The sequence below is a fragment of the Planococcus sp. SSTMD024 genome (genome assembly GCF_041320495.1).
Taxonomy (GTDB): Bacteria; Bacillota; Bacilli; order Bacillales_A; family Planococcaceae; genus Planococcus.
Genome location: NZ_JBGGNS010000022.1, coordinates 868,011 through 882,154 on the forward strand (window position 1 = coordinate 868,011; position 14,144 = coordinate 882,154).

The following is a 14,144-nucleotide window of genomic DNA, read 5'->3' on the forward strand; positions in this document are numbered from 1 at the left end:
AGCATTTCCCCCTTTACGCCAGACTTATGCTAAATGAGGCTCTAGTTTGGATTTGATTTCCGGAATGCTCATCATGTTCTCTAAGTTAATGATGGTTCTGTTTCCGTCTTCCAATTGGCTCATGATATCGGCAGCCCCGATAAAGATATCCGCTTGCACCGATTTGGCTGAAGTCAGGTCGGTATGGTCCACTTCCGCTGTTTTCCCCAATTCGTTCAGCGCTTTCTTGACATTCAATTCCATAATAAAGCTGCTTCCTAATCCGTTTCCGCACACTACCATGATTTTCATTCTGTTTCCTCCTTAGAATATGTTTGGATGATCTCCAATAATTGTTCTTTGTCCGTGGCTTCGAGCATTCGGTCGATATTGGCTGGATCGTTCAGTAAACTGGTCAGTTGGATCAAGGCACGCAGATGTGAGTCGCTGTCCGCTGCCGCCAGGACGATAATCAATTGAACGGGCTTGTCCGGGGCAAAATCCACTGTCTGATCGAGCTTCAACAAGCTCATCGATAAGGACAGCACGCCTTCTTCAGGGCGTGCGTGCGGGATGGCGACCAGTGGGGTGATGACCACATACGGGCCGTTCTTCTCAATGGATTCGATCATCGCGCTGACATATTGTTCTTTCACTGTCCCTAATTCCACAAGCGGGCTGGCAGCCAGTTGAATCGCTTCTTGCCAAGTGGCAACCTGTTGTTTTAATTGAAGTGTTTGAGTCGTCAGTAATTCTCCTAACACGGGTTTTTCTGCCTCCTTTACTGCATATCTGTGTGTCCCGGATGCTTGCGAATACAAAGCGGCCTGCAGTTCCTTTTCCAATTGCTTCGGGTCGTGGATTGTTGCGTATTGGGAAATGAGCTTCATCAATCCATCAACATCCGAGTCCGGAACTGCGTAACCGTAGAGTTCCTGCATCACTTGCTTGTTCAATTTCTGCTTGTCCCGCTCTTCAAGAATGGGGGGAACCACAAATAAAGTGGCCTCGGTATTCAGGAAGACCGAGGAAAATACCAAATCATAGTCCAGTGGATACTCCGCTGTGTCCCGGACAGATAACACATCCAAAAACAGGATGGTCGGAAACAATTCCCGCAGCGTATAGTTGAGGATATTGCTGACGCCGATGCCGTGGGGGCACACGACAATCGCTTTTTTCCGGTCGTCCAAACGGGTTCCTTGCCGCTGAAGCCAGCCGCCGAAATAGATGGTGAAATAGGCAGCTTCGTCTTCCGGCAGCTGCAAATCCAATCCTTTTTCCAGGATCTTGAGGGATTTACGCGTCAAATGATGAAGTTCCGGATAAATCTTGGAAACCCGTTCCATCATCGGATTCACATGGGGAAACCCGTATTTGATGCGGTAAAAAGCCGGTTTGAAATGGACATACAATTGCTCGCACAGCTGGTCTTTGTCTTGAAGGTGGACAAACGTCAGCCGTTCAAACTCTTCCGTGACCTGCTGCAAAAGCTCACGGAACACCTGGTCATCCCGCAGGGGCGAGCGGTCTTTTGTCCGGTTCATGCTGACCAGATGCAAAGTGGCATAGAGTTTTTCCGTCTGGCTCCAGCTGGACTGGAAAGCAGACGTGCTGGCCATGGCGTCGATCAGCGCATATTCTTTTGTTTCAGCAAATGGCAGCCAACTCGGGTCCTGTGCCAATTCTTCTCCTTTGCCGATCAGTTGGTCGGTCGAAAAGAACAGGTAGGCGAGTTCATGGAGCCGGTCATCAGTGAAAGTGATGCCCAATTGCTCTTCAATGTGTTCCAGCTGGTGGTGCACAGCAGAGATGCGTTCTTCAAACCCACTCCAGATGCACTGTGTAATCATTTGGCTGTTTGGGCCATTCAACACTTCATGCAGCAACTGCTCGATCACGAATCGTTTCGTCCGGCTGTCGCCCGTGATGATGTAACCGGATTGTTTGGAATACTGGATGGACAGTCCCATCTCCTTGGCCATGTCTTTCAAGCGCTGGAGGTCATGTAGTACGGTATTTCGTGAAACGCCTGTGGCCGATTGAAAATGAAAGACGGAGAGCGGTTCTTGGCTCAGCAGGATCATTAAGTAAATGACTTGCTCCCGGTCCTTTTCCGAAAATACATAACTCCGTTTTGTCAGCTTGACGCTGATTTCATCATCTGCAATCTTGTCGGGCAAAAAATAACCGAGTTCTCTTTTGTACTGCACAGGGGCGTAATTATTGAATTGGAGCCAATCATTGACCTTGCCCAAACTGTATTGAATCTGTCTGCGTGTCAGTCCTGTTTGACTTTCAATTTCACTCATCGAAAGAATCGATGAATGCTGCAGGAGCTTTAGTAAACTAGCACTTCTTTCGTCTAGAAACATCCTTATGCGCCTCCCTTGTCTCTACAATATTCGATATATTTGCTGAAATCTATCGTTTCTCAGTCCCAATATTGTTCCTATGGCTGCACAACACTGTACTGTAGTTTGGATAATCAGGCTAGAGAATTTTTCTCGTCCACTAAAAAAAGCTATAGTAAATGAATGTTCGGCGTCGCCTTTCTTCTGTTGTTTTAGTTGTGCAACCAACAACGAAATAGTGAACAGTAAAAGCAATTAATCACGTGATAGGGGAATGGAGGGGAGCAAAAACTTTCTCATCGAATTCTAATCTTTTCCTCAGTTGAAGCTCATTTCAGTTCGTTATTATTATTTTGTAATAACAAAAAGGAGGAATCGTTTTGAAGGATTCATGGATGAAAGCCATTGCAGGAACTGCCATCGTGGGTGGCATTGGCGGAGCGTCTGTTGTCGGGGCATCTGCATTAAACATGGCCGGTACGCCAAAAGTAAGTGCTGAGGAAGCTTTGCAGGAAGTGTTCACTCAAGTGGAGGGAACGGTACAGGAAGTGGAGTTGTCGTTAGAAGACAATCGCTTTTATGAAGTCGAAGTGGAAAGTTCAAGCCGTGAATATGAGTTCATGATCGACGCCGCTTCCGGTGAATTTTTGCAGCAAGCTCCTGATGAAGAAGCTTCTACTGGTCATGAAATTAACCGGCCGGTAGATGCCACCAACTACGCAGAATACGCGATGATTGAAAAGAAAGTCGATACGGATTCACTTACGTACCATTTGGCCACAGACAATCCAGGAAACCGGATCTTATTTCTGGTGAATGAAGCCGGTGACAAGCAGTTCAAGACCATTTTTCTAAAGCATAATCAAGAATTGGAAATCATCGACTTGGATAGCGGCAAACGCGTCTACCAAGGAAATATTTAAATTTGGCGAGAATCAAGAACGAGGAAAGAGATTCAGTTGAGTTCGTTCTTTCATCTCCAGATAATAACGAAGATACGAAAACGAAGACGCAAAAAACCCGCAAACCTGTGTTTGTTCACACAGAGATTTGCGGGTTTTCTTATCTTATTCTTTTAAGAAATCCTTATCCAAATAACGAGGGTTCGGGTAATCATAGAAGCCTTTGCCGTTCTGGATGCCCATGCGGCCTTTGTCGAGGAATTCCGTTTTCAAATAGTCCGCGACTTTTGCCGCTTCTGCGTCGCCGGCGTTCGCCTTGGCGACGGACAAATGATACGGCGTGTTGATGCCGATGACGTCCAAAATCGCGAATGGCCCTCTTGGTGCGCCGGTTGCGATCATCCACGTCTTATCGACGGTATGCGGATCCGAGATGCCGTTGACGACCAAATACTGCGCGGAATTCAAAAACGGCACGAGCAAGGTATTCAAAATATAGCCCGGCTGTTCTTTCTGGAGCGGCAGGGCAACCATGCCGATCGCTTGGGAAAACGCGACGACATCGTTAAAGACCGACTCGTCCGTGCCGCCATGTCCCATGATCTCTGCGGTATTGCTGCGCCAGATGTCGTTGGCGAAATGGAGCGCCAAGAATTTCTCGGGCCGTCCCGTGTAGTCCGCGAAAGTGCTCGGCAGCATCGTCGACGTATTCGTCGCAAAGACGGTCTGTTCCGGTGCGACTTTCGCCAAGTTCGTGTAGAAATCCTGTTTGATATCGAGCACTTCAGGCACCGCTTCGATCATCAAATCGGCATCCTTCACCGATTCCCCTAAATCAGTATGAAACGACAGGCGGTCATACGCCGCGTCCAATTGTTCATCTGTCGCTTTCAAATCCTTTTTGAAATGTTTTTTGAGCACTTCGAAGCGTTCTTTTGCGCGCGTCAACGCTTCTTCGTTAATATCGTATACCGCAACATCGAATCCATGATACGCAGATTGAAAAGCGATTTGGCTCCCCAACACGCCGCTTCCTGCAACCGTAACATTCTTGAAATCCATTCCATCCCACTCCCTTTGAATAGATGATGCAAGTCTTGGTGTATTGGCAAAAAAGGATGTTTCTGCCAACAATCTCTAATTCCATAGTAGGGGACTGAAGGGCGTATTGCGAACATTTACTCAGGAAACCAATTTCAACCCGACGGCAGAGCCAAGCACCATCGCGATAAATAGAATGCGCCGCCAGTCTTTTGATTCGTTATAGAACAGCATGCCGATGATCGCACCACCCGATGCCCCGATGCCGGTCCAGATGGCGTATGCCGTTCCCATCGGAAGTGTTTCCATCGCAATCGACAGAAACAAGAAGCTCGCGACAAAGCTGCCGATGAGCATGGCGAGTGATTGCCATTTGCGGTCGTGATGCCATTTATTGATCATCGCGACACCGACCATTTCGAAAATCCCTGCGAATATCAACGAAACCCAAGCCATCACGCTTCACTCCTTTCAGGTGTAGAGTCCGGTGTCACGAGTTTCAAGCCGATGACGCCGAGCAGCAGCACGCCGACAAGTACCAGTTTTGCGGCATTGATGGGTTCATTGAAGAACACAATCTCCGACAAGACTGTTCCCGCCGTCCCGAGCCCGACGAACACCGCATAGACGGTGCCGACCGGCAATTTGTTTCCGGCATCGATCAGCAAGGTGAAGCTGACAGCGATCGCGACGATTGTAATGAGCCAGTCGCCGAGTGAATCCGAGTGCTTTAATCCGACCACCCACGCCACTTCAAACAACGCCGCGATCAATACTTTTCCCCATTGTAGATTCATTGGAATTCCTCCTGTAAATTAAGATAGAAAATAGAGAGCTACTGAAATCGCTGCGGGCGGACGCTTTCCGCGGGCACGGCTTCAGCCGCTTCCCTCGCTGCGCTCAGTCCAGGGTCTTCAGCTCGCGCTGTTCCCGCTGGAGTCGCCGCCCTCCGCTTTTCATCTTGGTTAATAAAGATCATGAAAATAAAAGTAATTTGAATGAAAGTAATTTGACTCTAAGCAAAGGGTTCACGATGTTTTTGTGAAAAGTCTGCTGTTACAACTTAAACTTCATAAAATACTGTTCAAAAATAAAAAGCCCGGGAGAACTGTAAAAACAGTTTCTCCCAGGCTTTTGTCCCTCCGTGTCACAGCGAGTGCTGTGTGTTTTCTCTCGGACCAGGCCAGCCGTGCTGCGGAACCCTAGAAAACTTTTTTTGTAATTCAATTACCTTAGTTATATAAGAAACGGCGCTGAACTTCAAGCGATAAGGGTTCACAGGCTAAGGCCGCCTTTTGTCCATGACGTCTGCAACTTCGTGTGACAACGGGTCTTTTTCTTGCCGCAACCCGTCGATGACATGTTGATAGTCTTCAGGCGCTTGGTTCTGGCTCAGCTTGAATGCAGCTTGGATATCGGTGATGTGGAGCTTGAAGCCGACGATGCCTTTGATGTCTTTTTCGAGCAAATCGGTCGGGAGGGTGTCCCACAAAACCGGCTCGTCGCGGTGCTGTTCGTGCTTCTCGAGCAAGGTCACCAAGTCTTCACGCAGTTCATCTTCCGACAGCAATCGGCCGGTGCCGTACACATGCGCCGACTGATAATTCCACGTCGGGATGTCTTTTTCCTCGTACCAGGAAGACGTGACGTAGGAATGCGGGCCTTGGAAGGTCACCAACACTTCATCCGCTTCTTCGATCGTTTTCCACTGGGGATTGCCGCGTGCAAAATGGCCGCGCAATACATATCCATCTTGTTCTTTTTTTACCTGGAAAGGCAAATGCGTCGCAAGCGGACGGCCTTTTCCAGCAGTGATGATCGTACCGAATGAATGGGCTTCAATGAATTCACGAATCTCTTCCGGGTCATTCACTTTATAGTGTTTTGGAATGTACATGGTATGCCTCCTTATCTCTTTAATACTCTATTCAATAAAAAGCTGATAGGTACACAGAGTGTTGAATAAGTCTAAAATCTACTAAACTTTAAAAAAGTGACTGCGTTTTGACATTTAAAAAAATCAATAATCTAGCCTAGTATTTGGAGAAGCGTTTGCTCGACTCCTGTGGGAGCAGCGAAGCGACGGGTTTGAGAGACCCCGCAGGAACGGAGTGACGAGGAGGCTCGATTCCCGCCCCACGGAAAGCGAGCGATAAGCTTCGGAAAATACGACTTCTTACCTTTCTCGACAGCCTCGAGGTACGAATTAATACATCTTCAAAAAATGGAGTAAAATTGCGCAGACTCCCGCGGGAAATGAATAAGCGAAGGGGAGCTGAGCTTGTTCATTTGCGATGCTCGATCGAAGTGAGAGTTGAGCAACGATGTTCTTGCGATGCTCGAACAAAGTGAGAGTTGAGCAAAGCTTTTCGCAGCAGTTTTACGTAACTTCCTCTATAAACGTTAATGGTTCGCCTCTTTATAGTGTCTTCGTCAAAATCAAATCCGTCTGCTCGTCATCGCCCATGAAGAATGAATGGCTGCCGGTTTCGACAAAGCCTTTTTTCTCGTAGAACGCGCGGGCGTTATCGTTATGCTCCCAGACGCCGAGCCAGATTTTTTCTTTGCCGAGTTCATGTGCCATCTCGAATGCCTGGTTCATCAACACTTTTCCGGCGCCGTTTTTCTGGAATTTCTTCTTGATGTAGATGCGTTCCACTTCCAATGCGTCGCTGCCCATCGGCTCCGTTTGCGCTTCGCCTGTATTGATTTTCAAATAGCCCGCCACTTCACCGTCGACCATCGCGAAATAGAAATGGGAATCGCGAGTCGCGAGCTCTTTCTCGAGCTTCGGTAAATTATAGGCCGCTTCAAGATAGGCGTTCATGTTTTCTTCGCTATTGTGCTCGTCGAAAGTTTCCTTATAGGTGAGAATGCTGATGTCTTGCAGTTGTTGAAGGTCATTTGCTGTGCAGTTTCGTAAGCTTGCCACGTGGATTCGCTCCTTTTGCTCGTTAATAATCGCGCTTCTGGCCTTTTTTGACCGATTCGAAATCGACTTCGACGTTCTTTCGGATGCGGCGCAAATAGCGTTCGATCTCAGCCGCTTCTTGTTCCGTAAAGCCATCGAGTGCGACTGCATTCGAATGCTCGTTTTCCCGGATGATGAAGGGGTAGGCCTGGCGTGCTTTTTCGGTCGGGTAGATCTTTTTGATTTTCTTATTGTCCGGGTCATTCTGTTTTTCAATAAAGCCGTTGCGCTCCAATTTTTGGATCGCCCGGGTCGCGGTGGAGCGGTCGACTTTGATGAGCTCGAGCAATTGCTCCTGGATGATGCCGGGGTTTTCGCAGATGCGGACGAGGTAGAGATATTGCCCTTTCGTCAGCTCGAGCTCTTTGAATTCGATGTTACTGATGGAATCAAGGGCACGGGCAATCATGCCGATTTCACGCAGGATTTCTGCCATAATAGAACTCCTTAATTTATGTTGCAAATGCAACAATAATGGATTATATTGAGTGTACAAGAACCATTCCGGCAATGCAAGAAGGGGGAGCGAAAAAAATGAAATATTTCTTTTATGTCGCAGGCTTGCTATTGTTGTCACTTGGAATCGCGCTGACCATTCTGTCAGACCTCGGCACCTCGCCGTTCGACGCTTTATTGGTCGGGCTTAGCTTCAATGTCGGACTCACAGTTGGCAGCTGGGAAATCATCATCGCCGCCATCATGATCGTCGGCAACGCCATGCTCGGCCGGCAAAAACCCGAACTTCTCGGCATCATGACCGCGGTCATCGTCGGGATCGGCATCGATTTTTGGCTTCATGCATTGAGTGAGGCGATTGTGCCGGTGAGCATCACGAGCCAGGTGCTCTACTTTACAGCGGGTCTCATCGCAGTAGGCGTAGGCACGGCCATTTATCTCCATACGAATTTCGCGCCGATTCCGGTTGACCGCCTGACACTTCTCGTAAAAGAACTGGCAAAGACCAATCTGTTTTTCTCCAGAACCGCTATTTATTTGATGTTCCTGGCTCTGGCCCTTGTTTTCGGTGGTCCGATCGGCATCGGAACCGTATTGACCGTCTGTTTCGGCGGGCTTATCTTGAACGCCATTATGCCTGTGACGGCGAAGACTTTGGATCGTGTGTTGCTGCCGAAACGACCGCTCACGCCATGATATTAAAATCAACGACTTAATGAATAATAGAGAGCAAGAGATGTAAGAGGAGAACCTAAATTCTTCTCTATTTTTTTATTTTATTTTTGGATTTTTTTGGTATATTTAAAGTAGTAAAGGATTAAACTGAGAAATGGAGGAGTATCTTATGGAGGGATTTATGGGTGGATTTCAATTAGGGTTGGAATTAATGTGGAACATCGCCACAGCGGAACCGCAATTGACTGGGTTTCTGGTCGTCTTTATTTTAGGTGCATTTTCGCTTGCGTTGATTACCAACATTTTAAAAGACCGAAAATTAAAGCGGTCTGGCATGCTGCAAGTAGACCAGATGCAGGGTAAGGAATTCGAAGACTATCTCCGCGTAATATTTGGAGAGCGGGGCTATCACGTACAAATGACGCCGGCCAACGGAGATTACGGCGCTGACCTCATTTTGTCGAAAGCTGGGCGGAGAATCGCAGTTCAAGCGAAACGCTGGAAAAAGAATGTCGGATTGAAAGCCGTACAAGAAGTTTCCACGGCGAAACTGCATTACAAAGTGGATGAATGTTGGGTGGTTACTAATAGCGGCTACACAGAACCGGCAAAAAAGTTGGCAGCTTCCAACGGAGTGAAATTAGTGGACCGTGTGGTGCTTATGAAATGGATGCTGGAAATGAATAAGGAAACTGCCACCAGCAAGGCAACAACTTCGAAAATTAAAGGGGACACCATCAATAAAGAGAAACTATAACTAGCGGAGGAATGGCAATGAATTATATTCAAGATATGCGGCAACTGATCGGCTCGAATTTATTGATGACGGTCGGCTGCGGAATCATTCTGGAACAGGACGGCCAAATTTTGCTTCAGCATCGAAAAGACCGAGACGTCTGGGGGATTCCTGGCGGCGTTATGGAGCCTGGCGAAACTTTTCTCGAGACAGCCATCCGGGAAACACATGAAGAAACCGGCCTCCAAGCTGAGAATTTGCAACTGTTCGGCCTGTATTCAGGGACGGAAGGCTATGCCGAATACCAAAACGGCGACCAGGTCTATAGCGTGCAAATTATTTTTCACTCGCAGCAGTTTTCAGGCGAGCTGATCCAAGAAGGGGCAGAAAGCCATGACCACCGCTTCTTTAGCCCAGGCGAATTGCCAAAAATCAATCCGCACCAAGAGCGTTTTATCGTGGATTGGGTGAACAAGACGAACTTGCCGATTTTAAAATAAGTGCACGGTGAAAGGGAGTGGCAGGGATGAGAGAATATTTGAAAGAAAACAAGGCATACCATCTGTCATTCCTCATCGGCGCCATTATCGCCTTGGTGATAGCGGGTGTTTATGCCGACGGGGCCGGGTACAGTTTAGTCCCTTGGGTGCTCGGCGCATTTTTTGTCGGTGAAATTGGGCGGTACATTGCTTGGCGGTTTGAGCAGAGAGAAGATTAGGAAATACATAAGAACGGCGCAGCTTATTGAAAAAAGCTGCGCCGATTTTTTTACTCCATATTAGAAAGATATCTCCACTTCTTCAAACAAGCTAATGCCAAAATAGCTGTATTTGATGTGGACGGTTTGAATGGCTTCGTCGTGCTTGAGCGTAAGCCCGTAAGTCTCATCGTCTTCAGAAGCGGTCCCGTTGTTCTGCTTTTCCAGGGTTTCAGTAGGGGAGGTTCCGGTTTTAATGGTAGCCTCGTCGATATCGGTGAAGCGGTAAGGCTGCGCCTCTTCAGACTCGAAATCGTCGGTCATAACGAACCCTAGCTCGGGATTGCTCATTTGAATTTTACTTGCGATTGGCTGCTCAAAATCATTAATTGCCACATTCGTCAATTGGATATCTCCCCAGCCGTTATTGCCAAATCCGACAATAACGAAATGCTGATTCTCATCTGAAGCGACCGCGGTCGCTTCGAGAGGCGGGTTGTTCTTCAATAAAATAAACGTCCCGCCGACTATAGTGACAAATACCATTAAACTTAACACCACGATCAAGATCTTCTTGTTCACTTTCCCCAATTCCTTTCGCCAATCCACCTGCTCACCCGAAAAACACTTTATACAAACTATAGGCAATCAACACAATCACCAATAGTAAAATGACCCCGCCGATTTCTTTCAAGCCCATGCCGCGCGTATCGGGCGTGCCGCTTTGTGCGCGGTTGGTCGAGTCGGTGACATTGCTGCCGGCGTGCTCTTTTTGGTCTTTTAGCTGCAGGCGGTCTCGTTGGTCTTCTGGCTTGTTATTTTTGGGCATATCGATTCCTCCCTATATACATTTGGTGTAAATACCTGACACGCTGTCTTCAAACGATGCTAAGCTGCGCAGCCTCTATTAGTTAATTCTTTACCCCAAAACGATTCTGCTTAACTATCTTGTGTTGGAGTCCATAAACAGGTCTATATCTTTACGCAAAATTGTTCGTGATTCACTATGTTCTGTACTAATTATATATGATAAGATTTAATTATCAATATTTTCCATATAAACCAGATTAATTGTAATCCGAAAGGAGGCTGAATCATGGGCCCGGTTGCCATGCTCGCAATGCTGCTTCTTGCCATTGCGTTAGTATATTTCGTGATTAAAGCGATTAAGAAAACGATAGACGGCTTTAAAGAATGAGCAATACATAAATTGTTTCAGGAACGGGAGTGAGAACCATAAAGAAGCTGCTAATCGTACTGATTATTTCAATGCTATTTTTAACAGGCTGCGGAAGATTGGAAGGAACAGTGTCAGAAAAGAAAGAAGCCAGCTTTATCGTTGAAGTCATGTCGGGTGATTCACGGCAAGATCCGATACAAGAGATTTTTCTTACGGATCACACCAAATTCACCGGTGCCGCCAGCTCGTTCGAGGAGCTTGAGGAAGGCGATCGCGTCCAAGTGACCCCGTTTGATACCACTCCGGATATCCCTTATTTTCTGGCATCACGAGTAGCGGTTGAGTGAATGTTGGTGAAACGGGCAGAAACTTATTATGTACCGATTCCAGCGCCGCATGGTAATCTAATAAAAATCAAAAAACAGTGCGATGAAGAGAACAGTAGGTGGCGATTCCTTTTCTTAGAGAGCTCCGGGGTGGTGAAACGGCGCAAAAGGGCGCCAGTGAAGCAAGCCTCTGAGCACCGCATCGGAACCGGACGGGGATGATGCGGCGTCTGCTCCCGTTACCGAGCTCAGGTATAGATCCAATGTACCGAATGAGGCCCATATGGCGACATAGGGGCGAACAGGGGTGGCACCACGACCGGAATCTCGTCCCCAAGACAATTGTCTTGGGGGCGGGATTTTTTTCTTTGCCCAAAAGAAACGGGAAGTGGTGGCGGAGATGAAGAAAATGTGGAAAGACAAAGAGTGGCGGGAACCAGCCGTATTACTCACAGGGATCGGCATCGCGAACTTTGGGGCGTGGGTGTATTTAATCGCCTTGAACTTGATCGTGCTCGATATGACCGGATCGGCGCTTGCGGTTGCGGGGCTTTACATCGTCAAGCCTCTGGCGGCGGTGTTGACGAATTTCTGGTCAGGCAGTATTATCGACCGGGCCAACCAGCGCAAATTGATGATCACGCTCGATGTGTTGCGGGCTGTGCTCATCGCCTTTTTGCCCTTCGCCTCGTCTTTATGGCTCATTTACGCATTCGTGCTGCTCATCAATATGGCGGGCTCGATGTTTGAACCAGCCTCCATGAGCTATATCACCAAACTCATCCCGGAGAAAAACCACCAGCGGTTCAACGCCTTGCGCAGCTTGATCGACTCGGGCGCTTTTCTTATCGGCCCGGCAGTCGCTGGCGTTTTGTTCATGATGGGCACGCCGGTGACCGCCATTTACTTGAATGCACTGGCGCTCGCCGTTTCCGCGCTTATCCTGAGTACCATGCCGAAACTTGAAAACGCAGTATCGGCGGAACTTCCCGAGCGTATGTCCTGGGAAATAATCCGCGCCGACTGGAGAGTGGTCATCGCTTTCAGCAAAAATCATGTCCTCGTCATGACAGTGTTCTTTTTGTTCAGCTGCATGATGGTTATGGCGACAGCGATCGATTCACAAGAAGCGACGTTCTCCAAACGGGTGCTCTGCCTGACAGACGGCGAATACGGATTTCTCGTGAGCGTCGCAGGAGCCGGCATCATTGTGGGTGCAATCGTCAACACCGTCTTCACGAAAAGATTGAGTGTCGCTGCATTGATCGGCGGCGGGTCGGTCATGGTATCCCTCGGCTATCTCGTATACGCGTTTTCGAGCTCCTTCGCGGGAGCCGCAATCGGATTTTTCATCTTGGCGTTTTCACTCGCCTTCGCCAATACCGGATTTCACACCTTCACGCAAAACCATATCCCCGTCGAAGTCATGGGCAGGACCGTCAGCGTCTACGGGCTCTTTGAAGCCTTGCTCATCATCGCAACGACTGCAGTCATCGGGCTTGCCTCGGAATTCGTGACAGTGCAGCCGGTCGTCATCGCTTCAACTGCGGCCATGTTCGGGATATCGGTTTTGTTGCTGGCGGTGAGTTTCAAGCAATCCAAAGAAAGTGGTTCGGCTGAAGTGGCGCTGCCAAGCGAAACGCCAAGCACATAAAAAAGGAAAGGCTTGCCACATTTCCGGCAAGCCTTTCTCGTTACTTATTCTTCATTCTCCAAGTCCTCGATCAATTGCTCCATTTCCGCGATTTCTTTGCGTTGCGCTTCGATGATGTCATCCGCTAATTGCCTCACGCGCGGGTCGGAAATGTTCGCGCGTTCACTCGTCAAAATCGCGATTGAATGGTGGGGGATCATCGCTTTCATCCAGCCGGTATCTTCAATGAGCACTTGGCTGCGCACAAGGTACAGCGATAAGGCGAAAATCAGCGCGCTGCCAGCAAGGATGCCGACATTCGCTTTCTTGTTCTTATACATCGGCCACATGAACAGCAGCATGACGATCGCCATCACGGAGCCCATGATCAAGGCCATGTACAAGCGTGTCTCACTGAAGCTGACGTGCGCAACTTCAAAGACATTCAAATACATCAGCCAATACATGATGAACGTGGATGTCCCGATCATGATTCCGAATTTCAAATAATTATTCATCATCTCTCTCTCCTTTAATATTGGGTTATACGTTACTCTATAGGCGCTAATTCATCTTCTGTGACCCATTTATGGTTGGTCACTTTCTCGCCACTGTCTGTCGTGTTGAAATCGACCATATAGACAGTCGTCTGTTCGGCGGAATCAATCGTCGCCGTCACCCTGTCCATGCCTTTCATATGGTCAGCATCGAGCACGACTTCATCGCCTTCTTGGAAGGGATCGTCGCCGGCATTTTCCAATTCCTCGTGGATGACCCATTTATGGTTCTCGACCGGGTCGCCGCCCCCAGCAGGCGTGTAGCTCACTGCATAGACCGTTGTGTCATAAGCTCCGACGATGGTTGCCTCGGCGTCTCTCATTCCGCTCATGTGGTCGGTCGTGATAATTGCTTGTGTCCCGACAGCATACTTAGGATCTTGCGCTTCCTGTAAATCGTCCGGTACTTCGCCGGAGCCGGAATGGTCCATCATATGGCCGTCGTCGCCGCCCATGTTCTCGTCCATTTGCTCGTTCATGTCACCGGCGTTTTCTTCCATATGCTCATCCATCTGCTCGTCCATATCGGTAGGCGACGGATCCGCATTGCACGCAGACAGCGCCAAAGCAGCCACAACCGACATTGCACCCATCATCATCTTATTCTTAATCATTTTCTTCCCCTCATTTCTTAGTT

General features: G+C 48.3%; 19 protein-coding genes, 1 riboswitch and 1 other annotated feature. Of the genes, 7 read left to right on the forward strand and 12 right to left on the reverse strand.

Going from position 1 to position 14,144, the window contains the following annotated elements; all coding sequences use genetic code 11:
* Positions 1–24: 24 nt before the first annotated feature.
* Entirely contained in the window at positions 25–291 is a 267-nt protein-coding gene (locus AB9R92_RS13015; RefSeq protein ID WP_121298218.1) for a PTS sugar transporter subunit IIB, read from the reverse strand.
* The gene (locus AB9R92_RS13020; RefSeq protein ID WP_370669850.1) at positions 288–2,354 is read right to left on the reverse strand and encodes a BglG family transcription antiterminator; all 2,067 of its coding nucleotides are present in this window, start codon (positions 2,352–2,354) and stop codon (positions 288–290) included. The genes AB9R92_RS13015 and AB9R92_RS13020 overlap by 4 nt, the downstream gene beginning before the upstream one ends.
* Before the next feature lie 359 nt (positions 2,355–2,713).
* Between AB9R92_RS13020 and AB9R92_RS13025 the strand changes: the two genes are divergently transcribed.
* Entirely contained in the window at positions 2,714–3,256 is a 543-nt protein-coding gene (locus tag AB9R92_RS13025; RefSeq protein ID WP_370669851.1) for a PepSY domain-containing protein, read from the forward strand.
* A gap of 144 nt (positions 3,257–3,400) precedes the next feature.
* On the opposite strand, the gene AB9R92_RS13030 is transcribed toward AB9R92_RS13025, so the two are convergent.
* The 6 genes from AB9R92_RS13030 to AB9R92_RS13055 form a co-directional block, all read right to left on the reverse strand.
* The gene (locus AB9R92_RS13030; protein WP_370669852.1) at positions 3,401–4,297 is read right to left on the reverse strand and encodes a 3-hydroxyacyl-CoA dehydrogenase; all 897 of its coding nucleotides are present in this window, start codon (positions 4,295–4,297) and stop codon (positions 3,401–3,403) included.
* Positions 4,298–4,417: 120 nt separating this feature from the next.
* On the reverse strand, positions 4,418–4,732 hold the full coding sequence (locus AB9R92_RS13035; protein WP_370669853.1) for a DMT family transporter: 315 nt from the start codon (positions 4,730–4,732) through the stop codon (positions 4,418–4,420).
* Complete coding sequence (locus AB9R92_RS13040; protein ID WP_370669854.1) at positions 4,732–5,073, reverse strand: DMT family transporter; 342 nt, start codon at positions 5,071–5,073, stop codon at positions 4,732–4,734. The genes AB9R92_RS13035 and AB9R92_RS13040 overlap by 1 nt, the downstream gene beginning before the upstream one ends.
* 324 nt (positions 5,074–5,397) lie before the next feature.
* A riboswitch (guanidine-I (ykkC/yxkD leader) is annotated at positions 5,398–5,493 on the reverse strand.
* Positions 5,494–5,558: 65 nt separating this feature from the next.
* A complete protein-coding gene (locus AB9R92_RS13045) occupies positions 5,559–6,173 on the reverse strand; it encodes an FMN-binding negative transcriptional regulator (RefSeq protein WP_370669855.1) in 615 nt (204 codons plus the stop codon).
* Positions 6,174–6,695: 522 nt separating this feature from the next.
* Positions 6,696–7,208, reverse strand: a complete 513-nt coding sequence (gene paiA, locus AB9R92_RS13050) for a spermidine/spermine N(1)-acetyltransferase (protein ID WP_370669856.1) — start codon at positions 7,206–7,208, stop codon at positions 6,696–6,698.
* Between the two features lie 22 nt (positions 7,209–7,230).
* Complete coding sequence (locus tag AB9R92_RS13055) at positions 7,231–7,683, reverse strand: MarR family winged helix-turn-helix transcriptional regulator (protein WP_370669857.1); 453 nt, start codon at positions 7,681–7,683, stop codon at positions 7,231–7,233.
* 98 nt (positions 7,684–7,781) lie between these two features.
* On the opposite strand from AB9R92_RS13055, the gene AB9R92_RS13060 reads away from it, so the two are divergent.
* The 4 genes from AB9R92_RS13060 to AB9R92_RS13075 all read left to right on the forward strand — a co-directional run bounded on the left by AB9R92_RS13060 (position 7,782) and on the right by AB9R92_RS13075 (position 9,832).
* On the forward strand, positions 7,782–8,399 hold the full coding sequence (locus AB9R92_RS13060; RefSeq protein ID WP_370669858.1) for a YczE/YyaS/YitT family protein: 618 nt from the start codon (positions 7,782–7,784) through the stop codon (positions 8,397–8,399).
* A gap of 148 nt (positions 8,400–8,547) precedes the next feature.
* Complete coding sequence (locus AB9R92_RS13065; RefSeq protein ID WP_370669859.1) at positions 8,548–9,135, forward strand: restriction endonuclease; 588 nt, start codon at positions 8,548–8,550, stop codon at positions 9,133–9,135.
* Positions 9,136–9,152: 17 nt separating this feature from the next.
* On the forward strand, positions 9,153–9,614 hold the full coding sequence (locus AB9R92_RS13070) for an NUDIX hydrolase (RefSeq protein WP_370669860.1): 462 nt from the start codon (positions 9,153–9,155) through the stop codon (positions 9,612–9,614).
* Positions 9,615–9,640: 26 nt separating this feature from the next.
* Positions 9,641–9,832 (forward strand): hypothetical protein, encoded by a 192-nt coding sequence (locus AB9R92_RS13075; protein WP_370669861.1) that lies wholly within the window; start codon positions 9,641–9,643, stop codon positions 9,830–9,832.
* A gap of 60 nt (positions 9,833–9,892) precedes the next feature.
* Here AB9R92_RS13075 and AB9R92_RS13080 read toward each other — a convergent pair whose 3' ends face one another.
* Together AB9R92_RS13080 and AB9R92_RS13085 are read right to left on the reverse strand one after the other, a co-directional pair.
* On the reverse strand, positions 9,893–10,393 hold the full coding sequence (locus AB9R92_RS13080; protein ID WP_370669862.1) for a hypothetical protein: 501 nt from the start codon (positions 10,391–10,393) through the stop codon (positions 9,893–9,895).
* Between the two features lie 31 nt (positions 10,394–10,424).
* Positions 10,425–10,640: a DUF6366 family protein gene (locus AB9R92_RS13085; RefSeq protein WP_370669863.1), complete on the reverse strand. Its 216-nt coding sequence runs from the start codon at positions 10,638–10,640 to the stop codon at positions 10,425–10,427.
* Between the two features lie 479 nt (positions 10,641–11,119).
* On the opposite strand from AB9R92_RS13085, the gene AB9R92_RS13090 reads away from it, so the two are divergent.
* On the forward strand, positions 11,120–11,338 hold the full coding sequence (locus AB9R92_RS13090; RefSeq protein ID WP_370669864.1) for a hypothetical protein: 219 nt from the start codon (positions 11,120–11,122) through the stop codon (positions 11,336–11,338).
* A gap of 73 nt (positions 11,339–11,411) precedes the next feature.
* Positions 11,412–11,655 (forward strand) — a binding site (T-box leader).
* 62 nt (positions 11,656–11,717) lie between these two features.
* Entirely contained in the window at positions 11,718–12,971 is a 1,254-nt protein-coding gene (locus AB9R92_RS13095; protein WP_370669865.1) for an MFS transporter, read from the forward strand.
* 44 nt (positions 12,972–13,015) lie between these two features.
* Here the strand turns inward: AB9R92_RS13095 and AB9R92_RS13100 are convergent, their stop codons facing one another.
* Together AB9R92_RS13100 and AB9R92_RS13105 are read right to left on the reverse strand one after the other, a co-directional pair.
* On the reverse strand, positions 13,016–13,468 hold the full coding sequence (locus tag AB9R92_RS13100) for a DUF305 domain-containing protein (RefSeq protein WP_370670112.1): 453 nt from the start codon (positions 13,466–13,468) through the stop codon (positions 13,016–13,018).
* A gap of 32 nt (positions 13,469–13,500) precedes the next feature.
* The gene (locus AB9R92_RS13105; RefSeq protein WP_370669866.1) at positions 13,501–14,121 is read right to left on the reverse strand and encodes a YdhK family protein; all 621 of its coding nucleotides are present in this window, start codon (positions 14,119–14,121) and stop codon (positions 13,501–13,503) included.
* Positions 14,122–14,144: the final 23 nt, after the last annotated feature.

What these genes read in the sequence shown, in the direction of transcription:
- AB9R92_RS13015 (WP_121298218.1), bottom strand. Translation starts at nt 291, where the DNA reads ATGAAAATCATGGTAGTGTGCGGAAACGGATTAGGAAGCAGCTTTATT.
- AB9R92_RS13020 (WP_370669850.1), bottom strand. Translation starts at nt 2,354, where the DNA reads ATGTTTCTAGACGAAAGAAGTGCTAGTTTACTAAAGCTCCTGCAGCAT.
- AB9R92_RS13030 (WP_370669852.1), bottom strand. Translation starts at nt 4,297, where the DNA reads ATGGATTTCAAGAATGTTACGGTTGCAGGAAGCGGCGTGTTGGGGAGC.
- AB9R92_RS13035 (WP_370669853.1), bottom strand. Translation starts at nt 4,732, where the DNA reads ATGGCTTGGGTTTCGTTGATATTCGCAGGGATTTTCGAAATGGTCGGT.
- AB9R92_RS13040 (WP_370669854.1), bottom strand. Translation starts at nt 5,073, where the DNA reads ATGAATCTACAATGGGGAAAAGTATTGATCGCGGCGTTGTTTGAAGTG.
- AB9R92_RS13045 (WP_370669855.1), bottom strand. Translation starts at nt 6,173, where the DNA reads ATGTACATTCCAAAACACTATAAAGTGAATGACCCGGAAGAGATTCGT.
- AB9R92_RS13055 (WP_370669857.1), bottom strand. Translation starts at nt 7,683, where the DNA reads ATGGCAGAAATCCTGCGTGAAATCGGCATGATTGCCCGTGCCCTTGAT.
- AB9R92_RS13060 (WP_370669858.1), top strand. Translation starts at nt 7,782, where the DNA reads ATGAAATATTTCTTTTATGTCGCAGGCTTGCTATTGTTGTCACTTGGA.
- AB9R92_RS13065 (WP_370669859.1), top strand. Translation starts at nt 8,548, where the DNA reads ATGGAGGGATTTATGGGTGGATTTCAATTAGGGTTGGAATTAATGTGG.
- AB9R92_RS13070 (WP_370669860.1), top strand. Translation starts at nt 9,153, where the DNA reads ATGAATTATATTCAAGATATGCGGCAACTGATCGGCTCGAATTTATTG.
- AB9R92_RS13075 (WP_370669861.1), top strand. Translation starts at nt 9,641, where the DNA reads ATGAGAGAATATTTGAAAGAAAACAAGGCATACCATCTGTCATTCCTC.
- AB9R92_RS13085 (WP_370669863.1), bottom strand. Translation starts at nt 10,640, where the DNA reads ATGCCCAAAAATAACAAGCCAGAAGACCAACGAGACCGCCTGCAGCTA.
- AB9R92_RS13095 (WP_370669865.1), top strand. Translation starts at nt 11,718, where the DNA reads ATGAAGAAAATGTGGAAAGACAAAGAGTGGCGGGAACCAGCCGTATTA.
- AB9R92_RS13100 (WP_370670112.1), bottom strand. Translation starts at nt 13,468, where the DNA reads ATGAATAATTATTTGAAATTCGGAATCATGATCGGGACATCCACGTTC.
- AB9R92_RS13105 (WP_370669866.1), bottom strand. Translation starts at nt 14,121, where the DNA reads ATGATTAAGAATAAGATGATGATGGGTGCAATGTCGGTTGTGGCTGCT.